Below are 16,511 nucleotides of genomic sequence, written 5' to 3' on the forward strand. Positions count from 1 at the left end.
GGAACGAGGGGTCGTCATGGCCGAGGCACGTACCTTCACGGAGCAGAACCCGATCCGTGTCTTCCTGCTGGACGACCATGAGGTCGTCCGGCGCGGCCTGACCGACCTCCTGAACGCGGAGCCGGACATCTCGGTGGTCGGGGACGCGGAGAACGTGGAGCACGCGCTGGCCCGCGGACCGGCCCTCCGGCCGGACGTAGCCGTCCTCGACGTCCGGCTCCCCGATGGAGACGGAATCAGCGTCTGCCGGGAACTGCGGAGCCAGATGCCGGAGTTGGCCTGTCTGATGCTGACGTCGTTCGACGACGAGGAGGCCCTGCTCGACGCGATCATGGCCGGGGCGTCGGGCTACGTGCTCAAGCAGATCAAGGGTTCCGACCTGGTCTCGGCGGTACGTACGGTCGCCTCGGGACAGTCGATGCTCGATCCGGCGACCACCGCACGCTTGATGCGGTCCCTGCGCACCGACCCTGACGCCGTGCCGGAACTCGCCCCGGAGCTGGCAGGTCTGTCACCGCGCGAGCGGGACATCCTGGCGCTCATCGGGGACGGTCTGACCAACCGCGAGATCGGCAAGCGGCTCTACCTGTCGGAGAAGACCGTCAAGAACCACATCTCACGGCTGCTGGCCAAGCTGGGCGTTCACCGCCGCGTCCAGGCCGCGGTACTCGCCACCCAGCTGGAACAGCACGACACCGGCGATCACCCACTGCAGTGAGCCCTACGCAGGCGAGTCCCGCCAGGGCGTACCCGCTGGGGCGGGGCCGACTGCGTAAGGGCTCCCCGCGCCGTCCGGATCCGGCGCCGCGTCAGGCCATGGGTTTGACGGGGACCCGCCACACCAGTCGCGTCCCCCGTCCCTCTTCACGCTCGTCGAGCGTGAAACTGCCGTCGAGGGCGATCGCGCGCTCTTCCATGTTCCTCAGGCCGCTGCGTGCGACGCCGCTCGGCACCCCGCAGCCGTCGTCCGTCACCACGAGCGTCAGCTCGCCCCCGGCGCAGCGCAGCCGTACGTCCACGGCGTGCGCTCCGGCGTGCCGTGCCGCGTTGCTGAGCGCTTCCCCCAGTACCGCGACCACCTGATCCGCGACGGCACCCGGTACGTCCGTCTCGACGAGCCCCTCGATCCGCAGCGCCGGAAGGAATCCGAGGGTAGTGGCCGATGCCTTCACCAGCTCCGAGACCCTGCCACGCAGACCGGGGGTTGCCGAGGTGGCCCCGCCGTGCGTACGCAGGCCGAAGATCGTGGAGCGAATGATCTTGATGGTGTCGTCGAGGTCGTCGACGGTCCGCGTCAGCCGCTCGCGGCCCTCGGGGTGGTCCATGAAGCGCTGGGCGCTCTGCAGCGTCATCCCTGCTGCGAAAAGGCGCTGAATGGCCAGGTCGTGCAGATCACGCGCGATGCGGTCACGGTCTTGGAGCAGCACGATCTGTTCCGCGTCCCGCCGCCGTTCGGCCAGCTCGAGTGCCAGCGCCGCCTGATCGGCGAAACCGAGCAGCGGTCCGGTGTCCTCATCGCCGAACGGCGGCCCGCCCGGTACACGCCCCAGGATCAGCACACCGCGCGCCTTCCCGCTGGCACCGAGCGGTACAGCCGCCACCGGGCCGAGGCCCGCCCACTGCGCCTCCGCGCCGGCGCGGGGATCGTGCACGATGTCGGCCGTGACCACGGGTTCCGCCGAATTCAGGGCGGCGCCGACGAATCCGTCGACGGAGGACAGCACCAGACCGCTGCGCCTCTCCGCGTCCAGACCGACCGCGAGCACCGGCCGCAGCTCTTCGTCGCCCTGCACCCCCTGCGCGATCATCCCGACGTCGGCGGAGACGATCTTCCGGGCCTGCTCGGCGATCAGTTCCAGTACGTCGGCGCTCGGGGCCCCGGTCAGGAGCATGCTCGTGACCCTGCCGCTGGCCCGCTGCCAGCGCTCGCGGAGTCTGGTCTCCTCGTACAGTCGTGCGTTCTCGATCGCGACGCCTGCCGCCACGGCGAGGGTGGAGAGCACGGCCTCGTCCTCCGCGTCGAACTCCTTGCCGCTGCGCTTCTCGGTGAGGTAGAGGTTCCCGAACACCTCGTCACGCACCCGGATCGGTACACCGAGGAAGGAGTGCATCGGCGGGTGGTTGGCCGGAAAGCCGTACGAGTTCGGATGCTCCGAGAGTTCCGGCAGCCTGAGCGGTTCCGGGTGCCGGATCAGCTCTCCGAGGATCCCGTGTCCGCTGGGCAGCGCCCCGATGGCCGCGCGGTGCTCATCGTCGATGCCGACCGTGAGGAACTCGGACAGCTTGCGGTCGTCGCCGATCACGCCCAGCGCCCCGTACTCGGCGTCCACCAGCACCACGGCGGCCTCGGCGATGCTCCTCAGCACGTGGGGCAGGTCAAGCTCCCGGCCCACCGAAAGAACCGCCTCCAGCAGACCGTGCAACCGGTTCTGGATGCCACGCGCCGCGTCGATGCGCACCTGCAGCTCGCCCAGCAGGTCATCGAGGCGCAGCTTCGGCAGATACTGCTCGGCGCCCCCCGCCCCTTCCCCGCTCATCGCTTCCTCCAACCGACTCACGCAGACAGGCAGAAGGGACGAAATTCCCTGTCTTCACCGTACTGTCCGGGACGGCTCGGCATCACACTCAACGCATCGAAGAGGAACGATTCCAACGAAAGGGGCGGTCGGTGAGGAACAGCGGACCGCCCGTGCCCGGGCGACCAGCCGGGGCAGCAGATGGGCGGGTGCCGGACTGCCGGCGAGTCCTCCCGGTTGCCCGCCCGTGGCGGTGATCCTGCCGCGCTCATCCGCCCTCCCGGAGCTGCGGCAATCAATGCGTACACCTCGCCCCGGCGGCCGGAGTACTGCCGCCACAGGCCGTGACGATCACGGTGCCTCCGCCGCAGTAGATCCAGCATGCCCCACGACCGAGTCCGGTGTGGGTCACCTGCACGACACTCTGTTCCCATATCGTCGTGCGTCGGTATCGGAATCCGTAGTGGCTTTCGGGACGTGGCAGAGGAGCGAGCGATGGGTACGACGGCGTCCGCCGAAGCGGGGGAGCTGAAGCGGCACCTGGGCGTGTTCGACGCAGTGATGATCGGGCTCGGGTCGATGATCGGCGCGGGGATCTTCGCCGCGCTCGCCCCGGCCGCCGGCGCGGCCGGTTCCGGTCTACTGCTGAGCCTGGCGCTGGCCGCAGTGGTGGCGTACTGCAACGCCACCTCCTCGGCTCGCCTGGCCGCCCGGTACCCGCGGTCGGGGGGCGCCTATGTCTACGGACGCGAGCGGCTCGGGGACTTCTGGGGGTACCTCGCCGGCTGGGGCTTCATCGTCGGCAAAACCGCCTCCTGTGCTGCGATGGCGCTGACGGTGGGCTCCTACGCATGGCCCGGTCAGGCGCACGCGGTCGCGGTCGCCGCAGTGGTGGCGCTCACCGCGGTGAACTACGTCGGCGTGCAGAAGTCCGCGTGGCTGACGCGCGGGATCGTCGCGGTCGTCCTGGCAGTGCTTGCCGGCGTGGTCACAGCCTGCGCGCTCGGCGGCACGGCGCGGGCAGCGCGTCTGGACGTCGGGACGGACGCCACCTTCGGCGGCGTGCTCCAGGCGGCCGGGCTGCTGTTCTTCGCCTTCGCCGGCTACGCGCGCATCGCCACCCTCGGCGAGGAAGTCCGCGACCCCAAGAGGACCATTCCCCGCGCGATCCCGACCGCCCTCGGCATCACCTTGGTCGTGTACGCGGCCGTCGCCGTCGCTGTGCTCGCAGTGCTCGGGCCGGAGCGGCTCGCCGACAGCACGGCCCCGCTCGCTGAGGCCGTCCGCGTCGCCGGTGTCCCGGGCCTGGCGCCGGTGGTGCGCGTCGGGGCGGCCGTCGCGGCGCTCGGTTCGCTGCTGGCGCTGATCCTGGGGGTCTCGCGCACCACGCTGGCGATGGCACGCGACCGGCACCTGCCGCATGTGCTGGCCGCAGTCCACTCGCGGTTCAAAGTGCCGCACCACGCCGAACTCGCAGTCGGCGCGATGGTCGCCGTCCTGGCCGCGACCACGGATGTGCGCGGCGCGATCGGCTTCTCCTCCTTCGGCGTGCTGGCCTACTACACCGTCGCCAACGCCTCGGCCTGGACGCTCACCCGGGCCGAGGGCCGCCCCGCGCGGATCGTGCCTGTCGTCGGTACAGCGGGCTGCCTGGTCCTGGCCTTTGCTCTTCCGCTGGCCTCTGCGCTGTGGGGAGCGACAGTGATCGGGGCCGGCGCTGCCGCCTACGGCCTGCGCAAGGCCCTGGACCGACGCGACGACTGACCGCCCTCGGGCGACCAGCGGGGCCGGTCCCCGGCGGGCAAAACCTCGCGGCCCGGCGTTCGCCGAGGCCCTCCGTCCTCGGCGAACGCCGCCTGGTGGGCGCCTTGTGCCAGCGCCCGCGCACAGCTCACCTCCGACCGCGCGGACACCGCGTCGGCCCTCATGGACGCAAGGCCCACACGATGTCTGTCGCGTCACGGATCCGACTGTTTCGTGCTTCACGCCTGTTCCTCCTCAGCGCAGCCGGCGCAGATATGGGTCCACAGCCCGGCGTGGCAGCAGCCGTACGCGGGCGTCGAGCACGGTGACGGCACCCGCTGTGGCCAGGACCGGGTTGAAGTCGGCTTCGGCGAGCTGCGGCAGATCGTCGCCGAATGACCGGTCGGTTGCCCTCGACGTCCGTCACGCCGGCCTCCTCGAAACCTCACGACACTCCGAGCATCCAGCGGTACGCAGGCCCGTCCCCTGGGCTGACCGGGTGCGTCGCACGGGCCGGCCCCTGCTGCGGTGGCGCGGCGTCACGCACTCGGCCGGCACTCCCGCGGGCGTCGTCCCCTCAACGCCTCGGCAGGGTGAGGGTGCAGGACTCTCCAGGCGCCACCGAGACGGTACGGTCCGCGAGGGCGATGCCGATCGGATCCCGGTCGGACGCCGGCACGCAAACCCGCAGCCGGCCCGCGCTCAGCCTCAGTCGCACACCGCGGTGTCCCCGGTAGCGGAGCGCGAACCCGTACTCGGACAGCTCGGGCAAGGGCACCGGGTCGAACCACAACACGCCACCGCGGGTCTCGAGGCCGGTCAGTCCACGCTGAACGAGGTCGAGAGTGCCGGCCATGGCACCGAGGTGAATGCCCTCACCCGTGGTGCCGCCCTGCAGATCCGCGATGTCACCCGCCAGGGCCTCGTGGACGTAGGTCCATGCCTCGGCCCGTCGCGCCCTGGCCAGCACCCATCCATGGACAAGACTGCTCAGGGTCGAACCGTGGCTCGTCCGGCGGAGATAGTGATCGACGGTGCGACGCCACACGGTGTCGTCCAGCTCATGGCCCAATCGGCGGAACAGGCCCGCGAGTTCGGCGGGCGAGAAGAGATAGCCCAGCATCAGGACGTCGGCCTGCTTCGACGCCTGGTAGCGGTTGACGGTGTCGCCTTCGGCCTCGAGGATCCGGTCGAGACGCCGGATGTCACCGTAGCGGTCCCGGTAGGCAGGCCAGTCGAGCTCGGCCAGATCGCCGTATCCCTCGAACTGGCTGATGACGCCTGCGTGGTACGGCACGTGCAGCCTGCGGGAGATGTCCTCCCACAGGTCGAGCTCGGCCGGCTCGAGCCCGGTGGTCTCGCACAGGTCCCGGCGCACCGGTTCGGGCAGGACGCGCAGGACGTCGAGGGTGCGGGCCAGCACCCACGCGGCGGTCACATTGGTGTACGCGTTGTCGTCCAGCCCCGGATCACGGGCGCCGGGATACGCGTCGTGATACTCGTCGGGGCCGACGACGCCGCGGATCCGGTAGCGGCCGAGCGTCGGGTCGAGCTCTGCGACGCCGGCCCAGAACCTGGCGATCTGAACGAGCATCTCGATGCCCTTGGTATGCAGAAACTCCGTGTCGCCGCTCGCCTCGCAGTACTGCCACACGTTGTAGGCGATCGCCGATCCGACGTGGTGCTGGAGCCGTGAGTGATCGGGCAGCCAGCGTCCGGAGCGCGGATTGAGGTGGAGCCGCTGGGTCTCCTCGCGTCCGTCGCTGCCGCTCTGCCAGGGATACATGGCGCCGGCGTGCCCGGCATCGTGCGCAGCCGAGCACGCCTGTTCCAAACGGCGGTGGCGGTACGTGAGCAGAGCCCGCGAGACCTCGGGGAAATGCAGGTTCAGATACGGCAGGACGAACAGCTCGTCCCAGAAGACGTGCCCGCGATAGGCCTCGCCGTGCAGCCCTCGGGCCGGGACGCCGACGTCGAGGTCGGCGGTGTGCGGGGACAGGGTCTGCAGCACGTGGAAGAGATGCAGTCGCAACACCGGTCCCGCGCTGGTCGGCACATCCAACTCCGCGTTACGCCACAGCCTTTGCCACGCCGAGCAGTGTGACTCCAGCAGCGTCTCGAAGTCCGCGGCACGGCGGACCCGGGCGACCGCCGCGTGCAGCGGGTCGCTGATGGCCGGGTCACGCGAGGTGTGCAGGGCAACGGTCTTGTCGAGCGTCACCGTGCACCCGTCGGCCAGGGAAAACCTGAGCATCTGGACGGCGCGGGCGTGCTCGTGCGCCACCGCCGTCTCCGCGCGCGCGTCCGAAACCGTGCGGGCCGCGAGGCCGATCCTGATGTCCGAGGTGCTGGTGCGGCAGCGCATCCACACGGTGTCGGGCGCCGGCGATCCGGTCCGGACGTGCGTCAGATGGCTGCTGGCAAGCGCGTCATAGCGCTCGACTCCCGTGTTGGTGACGGTCCCGTCCAGAGCCGACTCGACCTCCAGCAGCCCCGACCAGCCCTCGGCAGTCACCTGCGTCCGGAGCAGGGCCAGATGCGGATCGGCCATGTGGACCACGCGCAACTGCCGCACGGCGAGACGCCGACCGTCGTCGTCCTCGTATCGCACGACGCGTTCCAGTGTGCCGGTACGGAGATCAAGACTCTGGCGGTGGTCGAGGAGTTTGTGGGTGTCCGGGGAGAGCCAGGCCCCGGTGTCCGTACGGAAGCGGAGTCGTAGCCAGTTGGGGAGGTTGACCATGTCTTCGTTCTCGACCCTGCGGCCGGCCACGTCCGAGGTGAGCCGGTTGTAGCAGCCGGCTGCGTACGTGCCCGGGTAGTGGACGGCGTCGGCGGCGCACTCGGGTGCTGCTCCGCGGGTCGCGAAATAGCCGTTGCCGAGGGTGCACAGCGACTCTCGCAGCCTTTCCTGGGCGGGATCGTAGCCCTCGTACTCCAGTGTCCAGTCCCGCATCGTCAGCCCTCCCCCATCAGTTCTGCGAGGTCGTCGACCACCAGATCCGCGCCGTGCTTCAGCAGCGCGCCCCGGGTGTCGGGCGTGTGAGCCCGGTCCACCCCCACGACGAGGCCGAAGCCGCCGCGCCGTCCGGCCTCGACTCCGGCCAGTGCGTCTTCGACGACGGCGGTCAGTCGGGCGGGGACGCCCAGGCGGCGCGCCGCCTCAAGGAAGAGCGCGGGATCGGGTTTCCCCGGGAGAGCAAGGCGTCCTGCCTCCGCTCCGTCCACCAGGACGTCGAAGAGGTCACGCACGCCCGCGCGCTCGAGGAGTTCCCCGGCGTGCCGGGAGGCCGACGCGGCGGCCAGCGGCACCCCGGCGGACCGCAGGGTGCGCACCAGCCGGACCGTGCCCGGATAGGCGTCGACCCCCTCGGCGCGCAGCCGCTCGGTGAAGAGCACTTCCTTATGGGCGGCGACGGCCTGGATCTCCGTACCGGACGGGTGGAGCCCCCGGGAACGGAGGAACGCGGCGGCTCCGTCGAGGCGTGATGTGCCGTCGACGTACCGCAGATAGTCGTCGCGCATGTCGAAGGGCGGTTGTCCCTGCGGGTCCCGGGCGTGCAGGAAGCTGTCGAAGGCCGTCTTCCACGCGGCGGCGTGCACCCGGGCCGAGTCCGTGACGACACCGTCGGTGTCGAAGACCACGGCTGCCGTACCTCGCAACGCGCGGGGCACGGCAGCCGTTCCGCTCCGTTCAACACTCATCGTTCGCCGGCCGTCGAGTTGGCGTCGTGCCGGGCGTCGCGTCCGTCATGGCGGTGAACTCCTTTGCAGGAAAAGGGCCTTACGCGCTCCAGGCCCAGTCGGCGACCTCCGGCAGGTCGGTTCCGTGCTCGCGGATCCACGCGTGGTGCCGGGTGCGGGCGTCGGCCATGCACTGGCGTACCGCGGCGGCCCGAACACCGAGGCCGGGAACGCGGTCGATGACGTCCATCACCAGGCGGTAGCGGTCCATGTCGTTGCGGACCACCATGTCGAACGGGGTCGTGGTCGTGCCCATTTCCCTGTAGCCGCGGACATGGATGTTGCCGTGTCCGGTGCGGCGGTAGGCGAGACGGTGGATCAGCCAGGGGTAGCCGTGGTAGGCGAAGATCACGGGCTTGTCCGTCGTGAACAGCCCGTCGTACTCGAAGTCGCTCATCCCGTGGGGATGTTCATCGCGGGGCAGCAGGCGGGTCATGTCGACCACGTTGACGACCCGGACGGCCAGTTCGGGCAGGTGGCGCCGCAGCAGGTCGGACGCCGCCAGGATCTCCTGGGTGGGGACGTCGCCCGCGCAGGCGAGGACGACATCGGGTTCGCGTTCCCCGTCGGCGGACCCCGCCCAGTCCCAGATTCCGGCTCCGCGGGCGCAGTGGGCGCGGGCCTGGTCCATGGAGAGCCAGTCGAAGCAGGGCTGTTTGCCCGCGACGACGACGTTGACGTAGTCCCGGCTGCGCAGGACATGGTCCGCGACGGACAGCAGCGTGTTGGCGTCGGGCGGCAGGTACACCCGTACGACCTCGGGGCTCTTGTTGAGGACGTGGTCCACGAAGCCGGGGTCCTGGTGCGAGAACCCGTTGTGGTCCTGCCGCCAGACGTGCGACGTCAGCAGGTAGTTGAGGGAGGCGATCGGAGCGCGCCACTTCAGTGCCCGAGAGGTCCTGAGCCACTTGATGTGCTGGTTCACCATCGAGTCGACGATGTGGACGAACGCCTCGTAGCACGAGAACAGTCCGTGCCGGCCGGTGAGGAGGTAGCCCTCCAGCCAGCCCTGACAGAGGTGTTCGGAGAGGATCTCCAAGACGCGGCCGTGTCGGTCCAGGTGCTCGTCCACCGGGAGGGTCTGTGCCTGCCAGGCTTTGCCACTGGCCTGGTAGACGGCGTCCAGTCGGTTGGAGGCGGTCTCGTCGGGCCCGACCAGGCGGAAGTCACGGCGGCCGGAGGTGTCTTCCATGATCCGTTCGAGGAGGCTGCCCAGGACGCGGGTGGGCTCGTGCTGGGTGGCGCCCGGCTTGTCCACGGGGACGGCGAAGCCGTCGAGGGGCGGGATCGGCAGATCGCGCACGAGACGGCCGCCGTTGGCGTGCAACGTTGCGCCGAGGCGGCGGTTGCCCTCGGGGACGCACGCAAGGACGTCCGCGCTGGGCCGCCCCTCTGAGTCGAAGAGTTCCTCGGGGCGGTACGAGCGCAGCCAGGTCTCCAACTGCCGCAGGTGATCCGGGTTTTCGCGTACGCCGGCCAGAGGGACCTGGTGGGCCCGCCAAGTCCCCTCGACGGGCACGCCGTCGACCTCAGCGGGTCCCGTCCATCCCTTCGGCGTACGCAGCACGATCACGGGCCAGCGCACCCGCTCGGCCACGCCGCCCTCGCGGGCCGTGCGCTGCATCAGCTCGATGCGGTCCAGCGCCCGGTCGAGGGCGTCGGCCATGGCGCGGTGGACCTGGATCGGGTCGTCGCCGGTCACATGGATCGGCTCGTGCCCGTATCCCCGTAGCAGCTCGTCGAGTTCGGGCTCGGGGATGCGGGACAGTACGGTCGGGTTGGCGATCTTGTAGCCGTTGAGATGGAGGATCGGCAGGACGGCGCCGTCGTGGACCGGGTCGAGGAACTTGTTCGAGTGCCAGGACGCAGCGAGCGGACCGGTCTCCGCCTCCCCGTCGCCGATCACGCAGGCGACCAGCAGGTTCGGATTGTCGAAGGCGGCGCCATAGGCGTGAGCGAGCGAGTAGCCGAGTTCACCGCCCTCGTGGATCGACCCCGGCGTCTCGGGCGCCACATGGCTTGGCACTCCGCCCGGGAACGAGAACTGCCTGAAGAGGCGTTCCATGCCCGTCGCGTCACGCGTGACGTCCGCGTAGGTCTCGCTGTAGCTGCCCTCCAGCCAGGAGTTCGCGAGGACCGCGGGCCCGCCGTGGCCCGGTCCCCACACGCACAGCGCTTCGAGGTCACGGGCTTTGATGGCGCGGTTGAGGTGGGTGTGGACGAGGTTGAGGCCGGGTGACGTTCCCCAGTGGCCGAGCAGGCGCGGCTTGATGTGGGCGGGTGTCAGGGGCTCGGCGAGCAGCGGATTGGCCATGAGGTAGATCTGGCCGACGGCAAGGTAGTTCGCGGCCCGCCAGTGGGCGTCCAGGGTGCGCAGTTCGTCGTCGGTCAGTACCGTGCTGTCCTGGTGTTCGACCTTGGGCATGGTGGCTCCGTAAGTCATCGGGGCAAGTCATCGGGCGTAGGAGGCGGCATGGCCGGCGAGAAGGCCGCGAAGGTGCCGCGTGCGGCGTACGAGCGGGAGCTGCTGCGTCTTCAGACGGAGCTGGTGAAGCTTCAGGAGTGGGTGCGCACCGAGGGCGCCCGGCTGGTGGTTGTCTTCGAAGGGCGGGACGCGGCGGGCAAGGGCGGCACCATCAAGCGGGTCTCCGAACACCTCAACCCCCGCGTCGCCCGGACCGTGGCCCTGCCCAAGCCGACCGAGCGCGAACGCGGCCAGTGGTATTTCCAGCGTTACGTCGAGCAGCTGCCGGCTGCCGGGGAGATCGCGTTGTTCGACCGGAGCTGGTACAACCGCGCCGGTATCGAGCATGTGATGGGCTTCTGCACCCAGGAGGAGTACCAACTCTTCCTCCGCCAATGCCCCGTATTCGAGCGCATGCTCATCGAGGACGGCATCCTGCTGCGCAAGTACTGGTTCTCGGTGAGCGACGCCGTGCAGCAGGAGCGGTTCAGCCGCCGGCTGGAGGATCCGACGCGGCGATGGAAGCTTTCCCCGATGGATCTCGAGTCGATCAGTCGGTGGGAGGCCTACTCCCGGGCCAAGGACCAGATGCTGGTGCACACCGACACCTCGGACGCGCCGTGGTACGTGGTGGAGAGCGATGACAAGCGCAGGGCGCGACTGAACATGATCGCCCACCTGCTGGACTCCGTGCCCTACCACGAGGTGCCCCCTCCGGTGCTCGAGCTGCCGCCCCGGCCCCCGTCGACCGGCTACGAACGCCCGCCGCGTGACCTGCAGACATACGTCCCCGACCACGCGGCGGGTCTCTGAGCCGGCCACGTGCTCAGCCCCGCTGCGGAACGACGGCGACGGGACATCGCGAATGGTGCAGGGCCGTATGCGCGACCTGGCCGAGTTGAAGACCGAGGTGGCCCCGGCGCCGCAGGGCACCGACAACCAGCAGGTCGGCCCGTGTCGAGGCGTCCAGCAGCACCCTGCGGGCGGGCCCCTCGGCGGTCCGTCGACGCAGTTCCACCGACGGGTACTCCGCCGCGAACTGACTCAGTGCCGACTCCAGGATCTCCACCGCCCGCTCCTCGTGCAAACGGGCGGGTTCGCCCGCAAGCAGCGGGTGGTCGACCGACTCGTGCGCCGGGCAGCGCCAGGCCCGCACCGCGTCGAGAGCGGCTCCACGGCGTTGTGCCTCCTGGAAGGCGAAGCGCACGGCCTCCGAGTTCTGCTGCTCCTCACCGACTCCGAGAGCGATCCTCTGCAGCATCCCGGTCCTGGCCTGGTTGTCGTGACTGCCGCGCAGCACGAACACGGGGCAGTCGGCACGGGCGGCCACCGCGAGGCAGACCGAGCCGAGCAGCAGCTCGGCGACACCACTGCGGCCACGCGATCCAAGGACCAGGGCACAGGCGTTCCGCCCTTCGTTCAGGAGAGCGCTGACCGCATCTTCGGGCAGCACCTCGGTGGTGACCTTCAGACCGCTGTCACGGTGGTGGGCGCGCCGCGCCGCAGTATCAAGAATGTCGTCGGCCAGCACCTGTTCCGAAGACCTGCCGAGGGTCTCGTCGAGCGCCGCTCCCTCATAGCGCTCCCACAACGACGCGTACACCAGCCGCAGCGGCACCCCGCGCAGGACGGCCTCGTCCGCCGCCCAGTCCACCGCGCGCATGCTCGACTCGGAGCCGTCGACACCCACGACCAGGGGGAGCTCCACGGCCTTCACCTACCTTCACCGTCGTTTTCGGAGTCGGTCAGCGCCACAACGCAAGCCCACACCGGCGCTGTTTTCACGAGAATCACTTCTCCCAGGTGATCACTCATGAGGAACCACCGCGACAGGGGCGGTGGCATGGTGCAGTACGGCGTGGGTGACCGGCCCGATGTGGGTGCCGAGCACAGAGCGGCGCCCACGACGGCCCACGACCACCAAGGAGGCGTGGCGGGAGGCCTCGACCAGGTAGTCGGGCGCCTTTCCGGACCGGGAGTCCTCGGTGACCCTCACTGTCGCGAAATTCTGCCGCCAAGGGCGCAGCACCTCGGTCACCGCGGCAGCCTCCTCGTCCAGGAGCCGTGCGCTCGCAGCGAGGTCGGCGGCCAGACCGTAGGCGATGTAGGGCGGCACATCCCAGCTGTGGACGACGTGCAGGGGCGTGTCACGCAGACGTGCCTCCTCGAAGGCGAAGGCGATCAATGTCTCGTCGGGGCTCGCGGTGTCGAGCCCGAGCACCACCGGCAGGAACGGCGCCGACGCGGACGGGATCCCGGACGGATCCATCATGTGCTCGTCGGCAGCCTGCTCCTCGGCCCGTACGAGCACGACAGGCCGCTCCGTACGCGCCACGACGGCCAAGCCGACGGAGCCGACGATGAAGCCGCCCATCCCGCTGAGACCACGGGACCCGAGTGCCAGCAGTACGGCGTCCGGCGCCGCGTCGGAAAGCACTTCGGCAGGTTGACCACTTCGCTGCTCCACGATGACTTCAATACCTGGGTGGCGCGCACGGATCCCTTCGGCCGCCTCGCGTGGAACGCGTTCACTCCAGTCCTGGCGCGTCTCGACGCCGAGAAGCGGGGCCCGGGCCATGGGAACGGGATCCGGCTCCCAGACGTGGATCACCTTCAGCGGCAGCCCACGCAGGTTCGCCTCGTGTGCGGCCCATTCAGCCGCGGCCCGGCTCTCCGGCGAGCCGTCGAGACCTACCGTGACTGTGGGGGACATGATTCCTACCTCCCAGAGGGACGGAGCAGGTGCGACCGGATCTGCTACCAGCCTCGTGCCATGAGCGGCCATCCTGCAGGGGCCGCAGGGCCCCGTCGTGGACCGAACGGCCCCCTCCGCGCCCGGGCCGACCCGTAGCGCCTCCTGGCGCGGGCACCCACGCTCGAGAGACTGACGGTCTGGAAGGTCTGGAAGGTCTGGAAGGTCTGGAAGGTCTGGCCGACCAGGGTTCGACCGGCCCACTTCCGTACGACGTGGCCCCCACACCGAGGCCTGCCGGTGTCGACTGCGACAGGACACGAGGGGAGATGGAGCAAAGACCTCTGCCACGACCACGGCCGCGGCCCTCCCGGCGGAGCACCGTGAACGGCTGATGCGCATCGCCCGCGAGGTCTCCTACGCCGTGGGGACCCGCCTGTTCGAGGAGGGGCACCACGCCGACCGGTTCCGATCAGCCATAAACGGGCCTCGACAAGCTGGCGCATGGTGCGGCTGACGTGCGTGTTCAAGTTGTCCCAGACCAGGAAATCCTCGTCAGTACCGAAGAGGAGCCTTGGTCATGAGCGGGACCTGTCTGGGGATGCCGTCCTTGCCGAAGGCCGCCCATGAGGCCGTCGGCAACACCACCCTGCGCGCGAACCTCCGGCACGCCACGCACACCATCCGCGACAAGCGGGCCAAGGCCGTCGCGGAACTCGACGACTGGGCGCACCTGCGCGAGGCCGGCAAGCAGATCAAGGACCACACCCTGCGCCATCTCGACACCTACCTCGTGCAGTTGGAGGAGACCGTCACCGCGGCGGGCGGCATCGTCCACTGGGCAGCCGACGCCGACGAGGCCAACCGGATCGTGACCCGCCTGGTCAAAGAGACCGGCGAGACCGAAGTGGTCAAGGTCAAATCGATGGCCACCCAGGAGATCGGGCTCAACGAGGCGCTGGAGGCCGAGGGCATCCACGCCTACGAGACCGACCTCGCCGAACTGATCGTGCAGCTCGGCCACGACCGCCCCTCCCACATCCTCGTCCCGGCCATCCACCGCAACCGCGGCGAGATCCGCGACATCTTCGCCAAGGAAATGGGCGCGTGGGGCCGCCCGGCCCCCGAGGGCCTGCTCAGCCCACCCCGGGCACCCAAGGCGAACGCGATCTGCGAGAGAGCCGTGGGCACCCTGCGCCGCGCGCTCTCGATCGGACCCTGATCTACAACGAGACCCGTGCGGGTGAAGGTGCTGACCGAGTACATCCAGCACTACAACAAGCACCGACCCCATCAGTCCCGGCAGCACCTGCCCCCGGACAGCAGCAAATCGCCCGCCCCGGCCACCGTCGCCGACCTCCAGGCCCACAAGATCCGACGAAGATCCACCCTCGGAGGGTTGATCAAGGAGTTCCAGCGGGCCGCCTGACCAAACGTCATCACCACAGCTCACGGCATCGACTCGTATTTCCGAGCCGGACACGCCCGCGGTCCGGGCGCATGCGCCGAGGACATACCGAACACGATGAGCCGTACGAGCCAAAAGCGCGTCCGGTCGGCGCGGCGTGCGCCGCCCTCGCCGTCGTGACCGCTGCACTCACCGGGGCAGCAGTCACAACGAGACGCGGCCGGCCGGATCGGTCGAGGCACGCGGTCACCTTCGGAGGCGAAATTGTCGGTGCGCCGAGTCGGCCTGGTCGTTCACGGTGGGCGCGCGGAGGCCGTAGAAGCAGGTCGGGTCGTCCGTGCATGGTGCGATGAGAACGCCGTGCGGTCCACGGACATCGATGTCTGGCGCAACGGTGGGCCTCGTGACGACCGTACGGAGCTCGATGCCGCCGACCATCCCGATCTCATCGTCACGCTGGGCGGGGACGGCACCTTCCTACGCGGTGCACGGCTCGCCGTGGAGGACGATGCGCTGGTTCTGGGAGTCGACCTGGGGCGCGTGGGATTTTTGACGGATGTGTCGGCCGAGGACGTGCGTTCGGCGCTGGACGCGGTACACGAGGGACGGTTCAAGGTCGACAGTCGCATGCTGCTCGCGCTGCGGGCCTCCCGCCGCCTGGAGGTTCCCAAGGACGTGGAGGACTGGGTGCAGTACGGCCACGGGCGACTGATGCGGCCGCCCCCGGTACACCCGGACCTCAAGGGCGACGACGAGTGGGGTACCCCCCTGAACGTCACCGCGCTCAACGACATCGTCGTGGAAAAGCTCACCAGAGACCGCCAAGTGTCGGTCGGCGTCTACATCTGCGGCCGACTGCTGGCGTCCTACTCCGCCGACGCGCTACTGGTGGCCACCCCGACAGGCTCGACCGCCTACAGCTTCGCCGCCGGCGGGCCCGTCGTCTCACCCCGCGCCGACGCCCTTGTCTTCACGCCGGTGGCCCCGCACATGGCGTTCAACCGGTCCATCGTCGCCGCCCTCGACGAACCCGTCGCCCTGCGCATCCTCGAGCGGTCCGGGCAGGCGGCCGTCAGCATCGACGGCCAGCTCCGGGGTGTGCTGGATCCAGGCGACTGGATCGCGGTGTATGCCGCCCCACGCCGCCTGCGGGCCGTACGCCTCGCATCGATGGACTTCTACGGCCGCTTGCGCGAGAGGATGAACCTCACCGACGCCCCGGCCGCCGTCGCCGACGGATGCCCGCCCCGGCTGTGGTCCATCTCCACGCCTCCGCCCGCGGACATCGCGCATCTCGAGATGCTGCCGGTTCCGGATCCGTCCCTCGGTCAGTGACGGCCTCGGGCGCCTCGCCGAGGCCGTCTGACGCCCCCTCACAGAACTGCTCGTGCTGCGGCACGAGAATGCAGTGCTGCGACACCAACTCCACGCACCCCTACGACACGAACCCGCCGACCGGCTGTAGCCGGCGGCCCTGCTCTCGCTGATCCCCCGCCGCCGGACGCACGTCCTCCCGATCACGCCAAGCACACTGCCGGCACGGCACCGCAAGTTGGTCGCCCGTCGCTGGGACTGCCCTCAGCAGCGCCACGGACCAGGACAGCCGCCCACGAACACCGCCCATCAAAAAGCTCGTGCTGCACCTAGCTCCGGAGAACAGCAGATGGGGCCATCGCCGGATCCAGGGTGAACTGGCCCGGCCCGGACACCCGATCGCCGCATCGGACGGTCTGGGAAATCCTGCACTCGGCCGGCATCGAACCGGCCCCGCGCCGGGCCGGCCCACCCTGGCGCGAGTTCCTGTCCACGCAGGCCGATGGCATCACCGCCTGCGACTTGTTGAGCATCGACCTGCAACGCCTGTACGCCCTGGACATCATCCTCGAACACGACACCCGCACGCTGCACGTCGCTGGCGTCACCGCACACCCAACAGCCCCCTGA

The 16,511-nt window shown here is 69.8% G+C and carries 13 protein-coding genes and 1 pseudogene; 8 read left to right on the forward strand and 6 right to left on the reverse strand.

What is annotated here, in order from left to right; all coding sequences use genetic code 11:
• Nucleotides 1-16: 16 nt before the first annotated feature.
• Nucleotides 17-718 carry a response regulator gene (locus tag OG698_RS08925; protein ID WP_406102489.1) on the forward strand — a complete coding sequence of 234 codons (702 nt, stop codon included), beginning with the start codon at nucleotides 17-19 and terminating at the stop codon, nucleotides 716-718.
• 91 nt (nucleotides 719-809) lie between these two features.
• On the opposite strand, the gene OG698_RS08930 is transcribed toward OG698_RS08925, so the two are convergent.
• The gene (locus OG698_RS08930; protein ID WP_406102490.1) at nucleotides 810-2,537 is read right to left on the reverse strand and encodes a GAF domain-containing protein; all 1,728 of its coding nucleotides are present in this window, start codon (nucleotides 2,535-2,537) and stop codon (nucleotides 810-812) included.
• 474 nt (nucleotides 2,538-3,011) lie between these two features.
• On the opposite strand from OG698_RS08930, the gene OG698_RS08935 reads away from it, so the two are divergent.
• Complete coding sequence (locus tag OG698_RS08935; RefSeq protein WP_406102492.1) at nucleotides 3,012-4,280, forward strand: APC family permease; 1,269 nt, start codon at nucleotides 3,012-3,014, stop codon at nucleotides 4,278-4,280.
• 213 nt (nucleotides 4,281-4,493) lie between these two features.
• Nucleotides 4,494-4,658, forward strand: a complete 165-nt coding sequence (locus OG698_RS08940) for a hypothetical protein (RefSeq protein WP_406102493.1) — start codon at nucleotides 4,494-4,496, stop codon at nucleotides 4,656-4,658.
• A gap of 178 nt (nucleotides 4,659-4,836) precedes the next feature.
• On the opposite strand, the gene OG698_RS08945 is transcribed toward OG698_RS08940, so the two are convergent.
• The 3 genes from OG698_RS08945 to OG698_RS08955 all read right to left on the reverse strand — a co-directional run bounded on the left by OG698_RS08945 (nucleotide 4,837) and on the right by OG698_RS08955 (nucleotide 10,428).
• A complete protein-coding gene (locus tag OG698_RS08945) occupies nucleotides 4,837-7,215 on the reverse strand; it encodes a glycoside hydrolase family 65 protein (RefSeq protein WP_406102494.1) in 2,379 nt (792 codons plus the stop codon).
• Between the two features lie 2 nt (nucleotides 7,216-7,217).
• Nucleotides 7,218-7,964, reverse strand: a complete 747-nt coding sequence (locus tag OG698_RS08950) for an HAD family hydrolase (RefSeq protein WP_406102495.1) — start codon at nucleotides 7,962-7,964, stop codon at nucleotides 7,218-7,220.
• A 79-nt stretch (nucleotides 7,965-8,043) separates the two neighbouring features.
• Nucleotides 8,044-10,428, reverse strand: a complete 2,385-nt coding sequence (locus tag OG698_RS08955; RefSeq protein WP_406102496.1) for a phosphoketolase — start codon at nucleotides 10,426-10,428, stop codon at nucleotides 8,044-8,046.
• Between the two features lie 48 nt (nucleotides 10,429-10,476).
• On the opposite strand from OG698_RS08955, the gene ppk2 reads away from it, so the two are divergent.
• Nucleotides 10,477-11,280, forward strand: a complete 804-nt coding sequence (gene ppk2, locus OG698_RS08960) for a polyphosphate kinase 2 (RefSeq protein WP_406102497.1) — start codon at nucleotides 10,477-10,479, stop codon at nucleotides 11,278-11,280.
• Nucleotides 11,281-11,293: 13 nt separating this feature from the next.
• Here the strand turns inward: ppk2 and OG698_RS08965 are convergent, their stop codons facing one another.
• Nucleotides 11,294-12,175: a universal stress protein gene (locus OG698_RS08965; RefSeq protein WP_406102498.1), complete on the reverse strand. Its 882-nt coding sequence runs from the start codon at nucleotides 12,173-12,175 to the stop codon at nucleotides 11,294-11,296.
• A 99-nt stretch (nucleotides 12,176-12,274) separates the two neighbouring features.
• Nucleotides 12,275-13,180: a universal stress protein gene (locus OG698_RS08970; protein WP_406102499.1), complete on the reverse strand. Its 906-nt coding sequence runs from the start codon at nucleotides 13,178-13,180 to the stop codon at nucleotides 12,275-12,277.
• A 559-nt stretch (nucleotides 13,181-13,739) separates the two neighbouring features.
• On the opposite strand from OG698_RS08970, the pseudogene OG698_RS08975 reads away from it, so the two are divergent.
• The 4 genes and pseudogenes from OG698_RS08975 to OG698_RS08990 all read left to right on the forward strand — a co-directional run.
• Nucleotides 13,740-14,306: pseudogene (locus OG698_RS08975) on the forward strand (LUD domain-containing protein); the annotation flags it as partial.
• A 90-nt stretch (nucleotides 14,307-14,396) separates the two neighbouring features.
• The gene (locus tag OG698_RS08980) at nucleotides 14,397-14,588 is read left to right on the forward strand and encodes a hypothetical protein (protein WP_406102500.1); all 192 of its coding nucleotides are present in this window, start codon (nucleotides 14,397-14,399) and stop codon (nucleotides 14,586-14,588) included.
• A gap of 243 nt (nucleotides 14,589-14,831) precedes the next feature.
• Entirely contained in the window at nucleotides 14,832-15,902 is a 1,071-nt protein-coding gene (locus OG698_RS08985) for an NAD(+)/NADH kinase (RefSeq protein WP_406102501.1), read from the forward strand.
• 351 nt (nucleotides 15,903-16,253) lie between these two features.
• Nucleotides 16,254-16,511, forward strand: a complete 258-nt coding sequence (locus tag OG698_RS08990) for a hypothetical protein (RefSeq protein ID WP_406102502.1) — start codon at nucleotides 16,254-16,256, stop codon at nucleotides 16,509-16,511.

It is taken from the genome of Streptomyces sp. NBC_01003, assembly GCF_045162695.1.
Classification (GTDB): Bacteria; Actinomycetota; Actinomycetes; order Streptomycetales; family Streptomycetaceae; genus Streptomyces.

Coding starts and splice junctions, on each gene's coding strand:
- OG698_RS08925 (WP_406102489.1), top strand. CDS start 17: ATGGCCGAGGCACGTACCTTCACGGAGCAGAACCCGATCCGTGTCTTC.
- OG698_RS08930 (WP_406102490.1), bottom strand. CDS start 2,537: ATGAGCGGGGAAGGGGCGGGGGGCGCCGAGCAGTATCTGCCGAAGCTG.
- OG698_RS08935 (WP_406102492.1), top strand. CDS start 3,012: ATGGGTACGACGGCGTCCGCCGAAGCGGGGGAGCTGAAGCGGCACCTG.
- OG698_RS08945 (WP_406102494.1), bottom strand. CDS start 7,215: ATGCGGGACTGGACACTGGAGTACGAGGGCTACGATCCCGCCCAGGAA.
- OG698_RS08950 (WP_406102495.1), bottom strand. CDS start 7,964: ATGAGTGTTGAACGGAGCGGAACGGCTGCCGTGCCCCGCGCGTTGCGA.
- OG698_RS08955 (WP_406102496.1), bottom strand. CDS start 10,428: ATGCCCAAGGTCGAACACCAGGACAGCACGGTACTGACCGACGACGAA.
- ppk2 (WP_406102497.1), top strand. CDS start 10,477: ATGGCCGGCGAGAAGGCCGCGAAGGTGCCGCGTGCGGCGTACGAGCGG.
- OG698_RS08970 (WP_406102499.1), bottom strand. CDS start 13,180: ATGTCCCCCACAGTCACGGTAGGTCTCGACGGCTCGCCGGAGAGCCGG.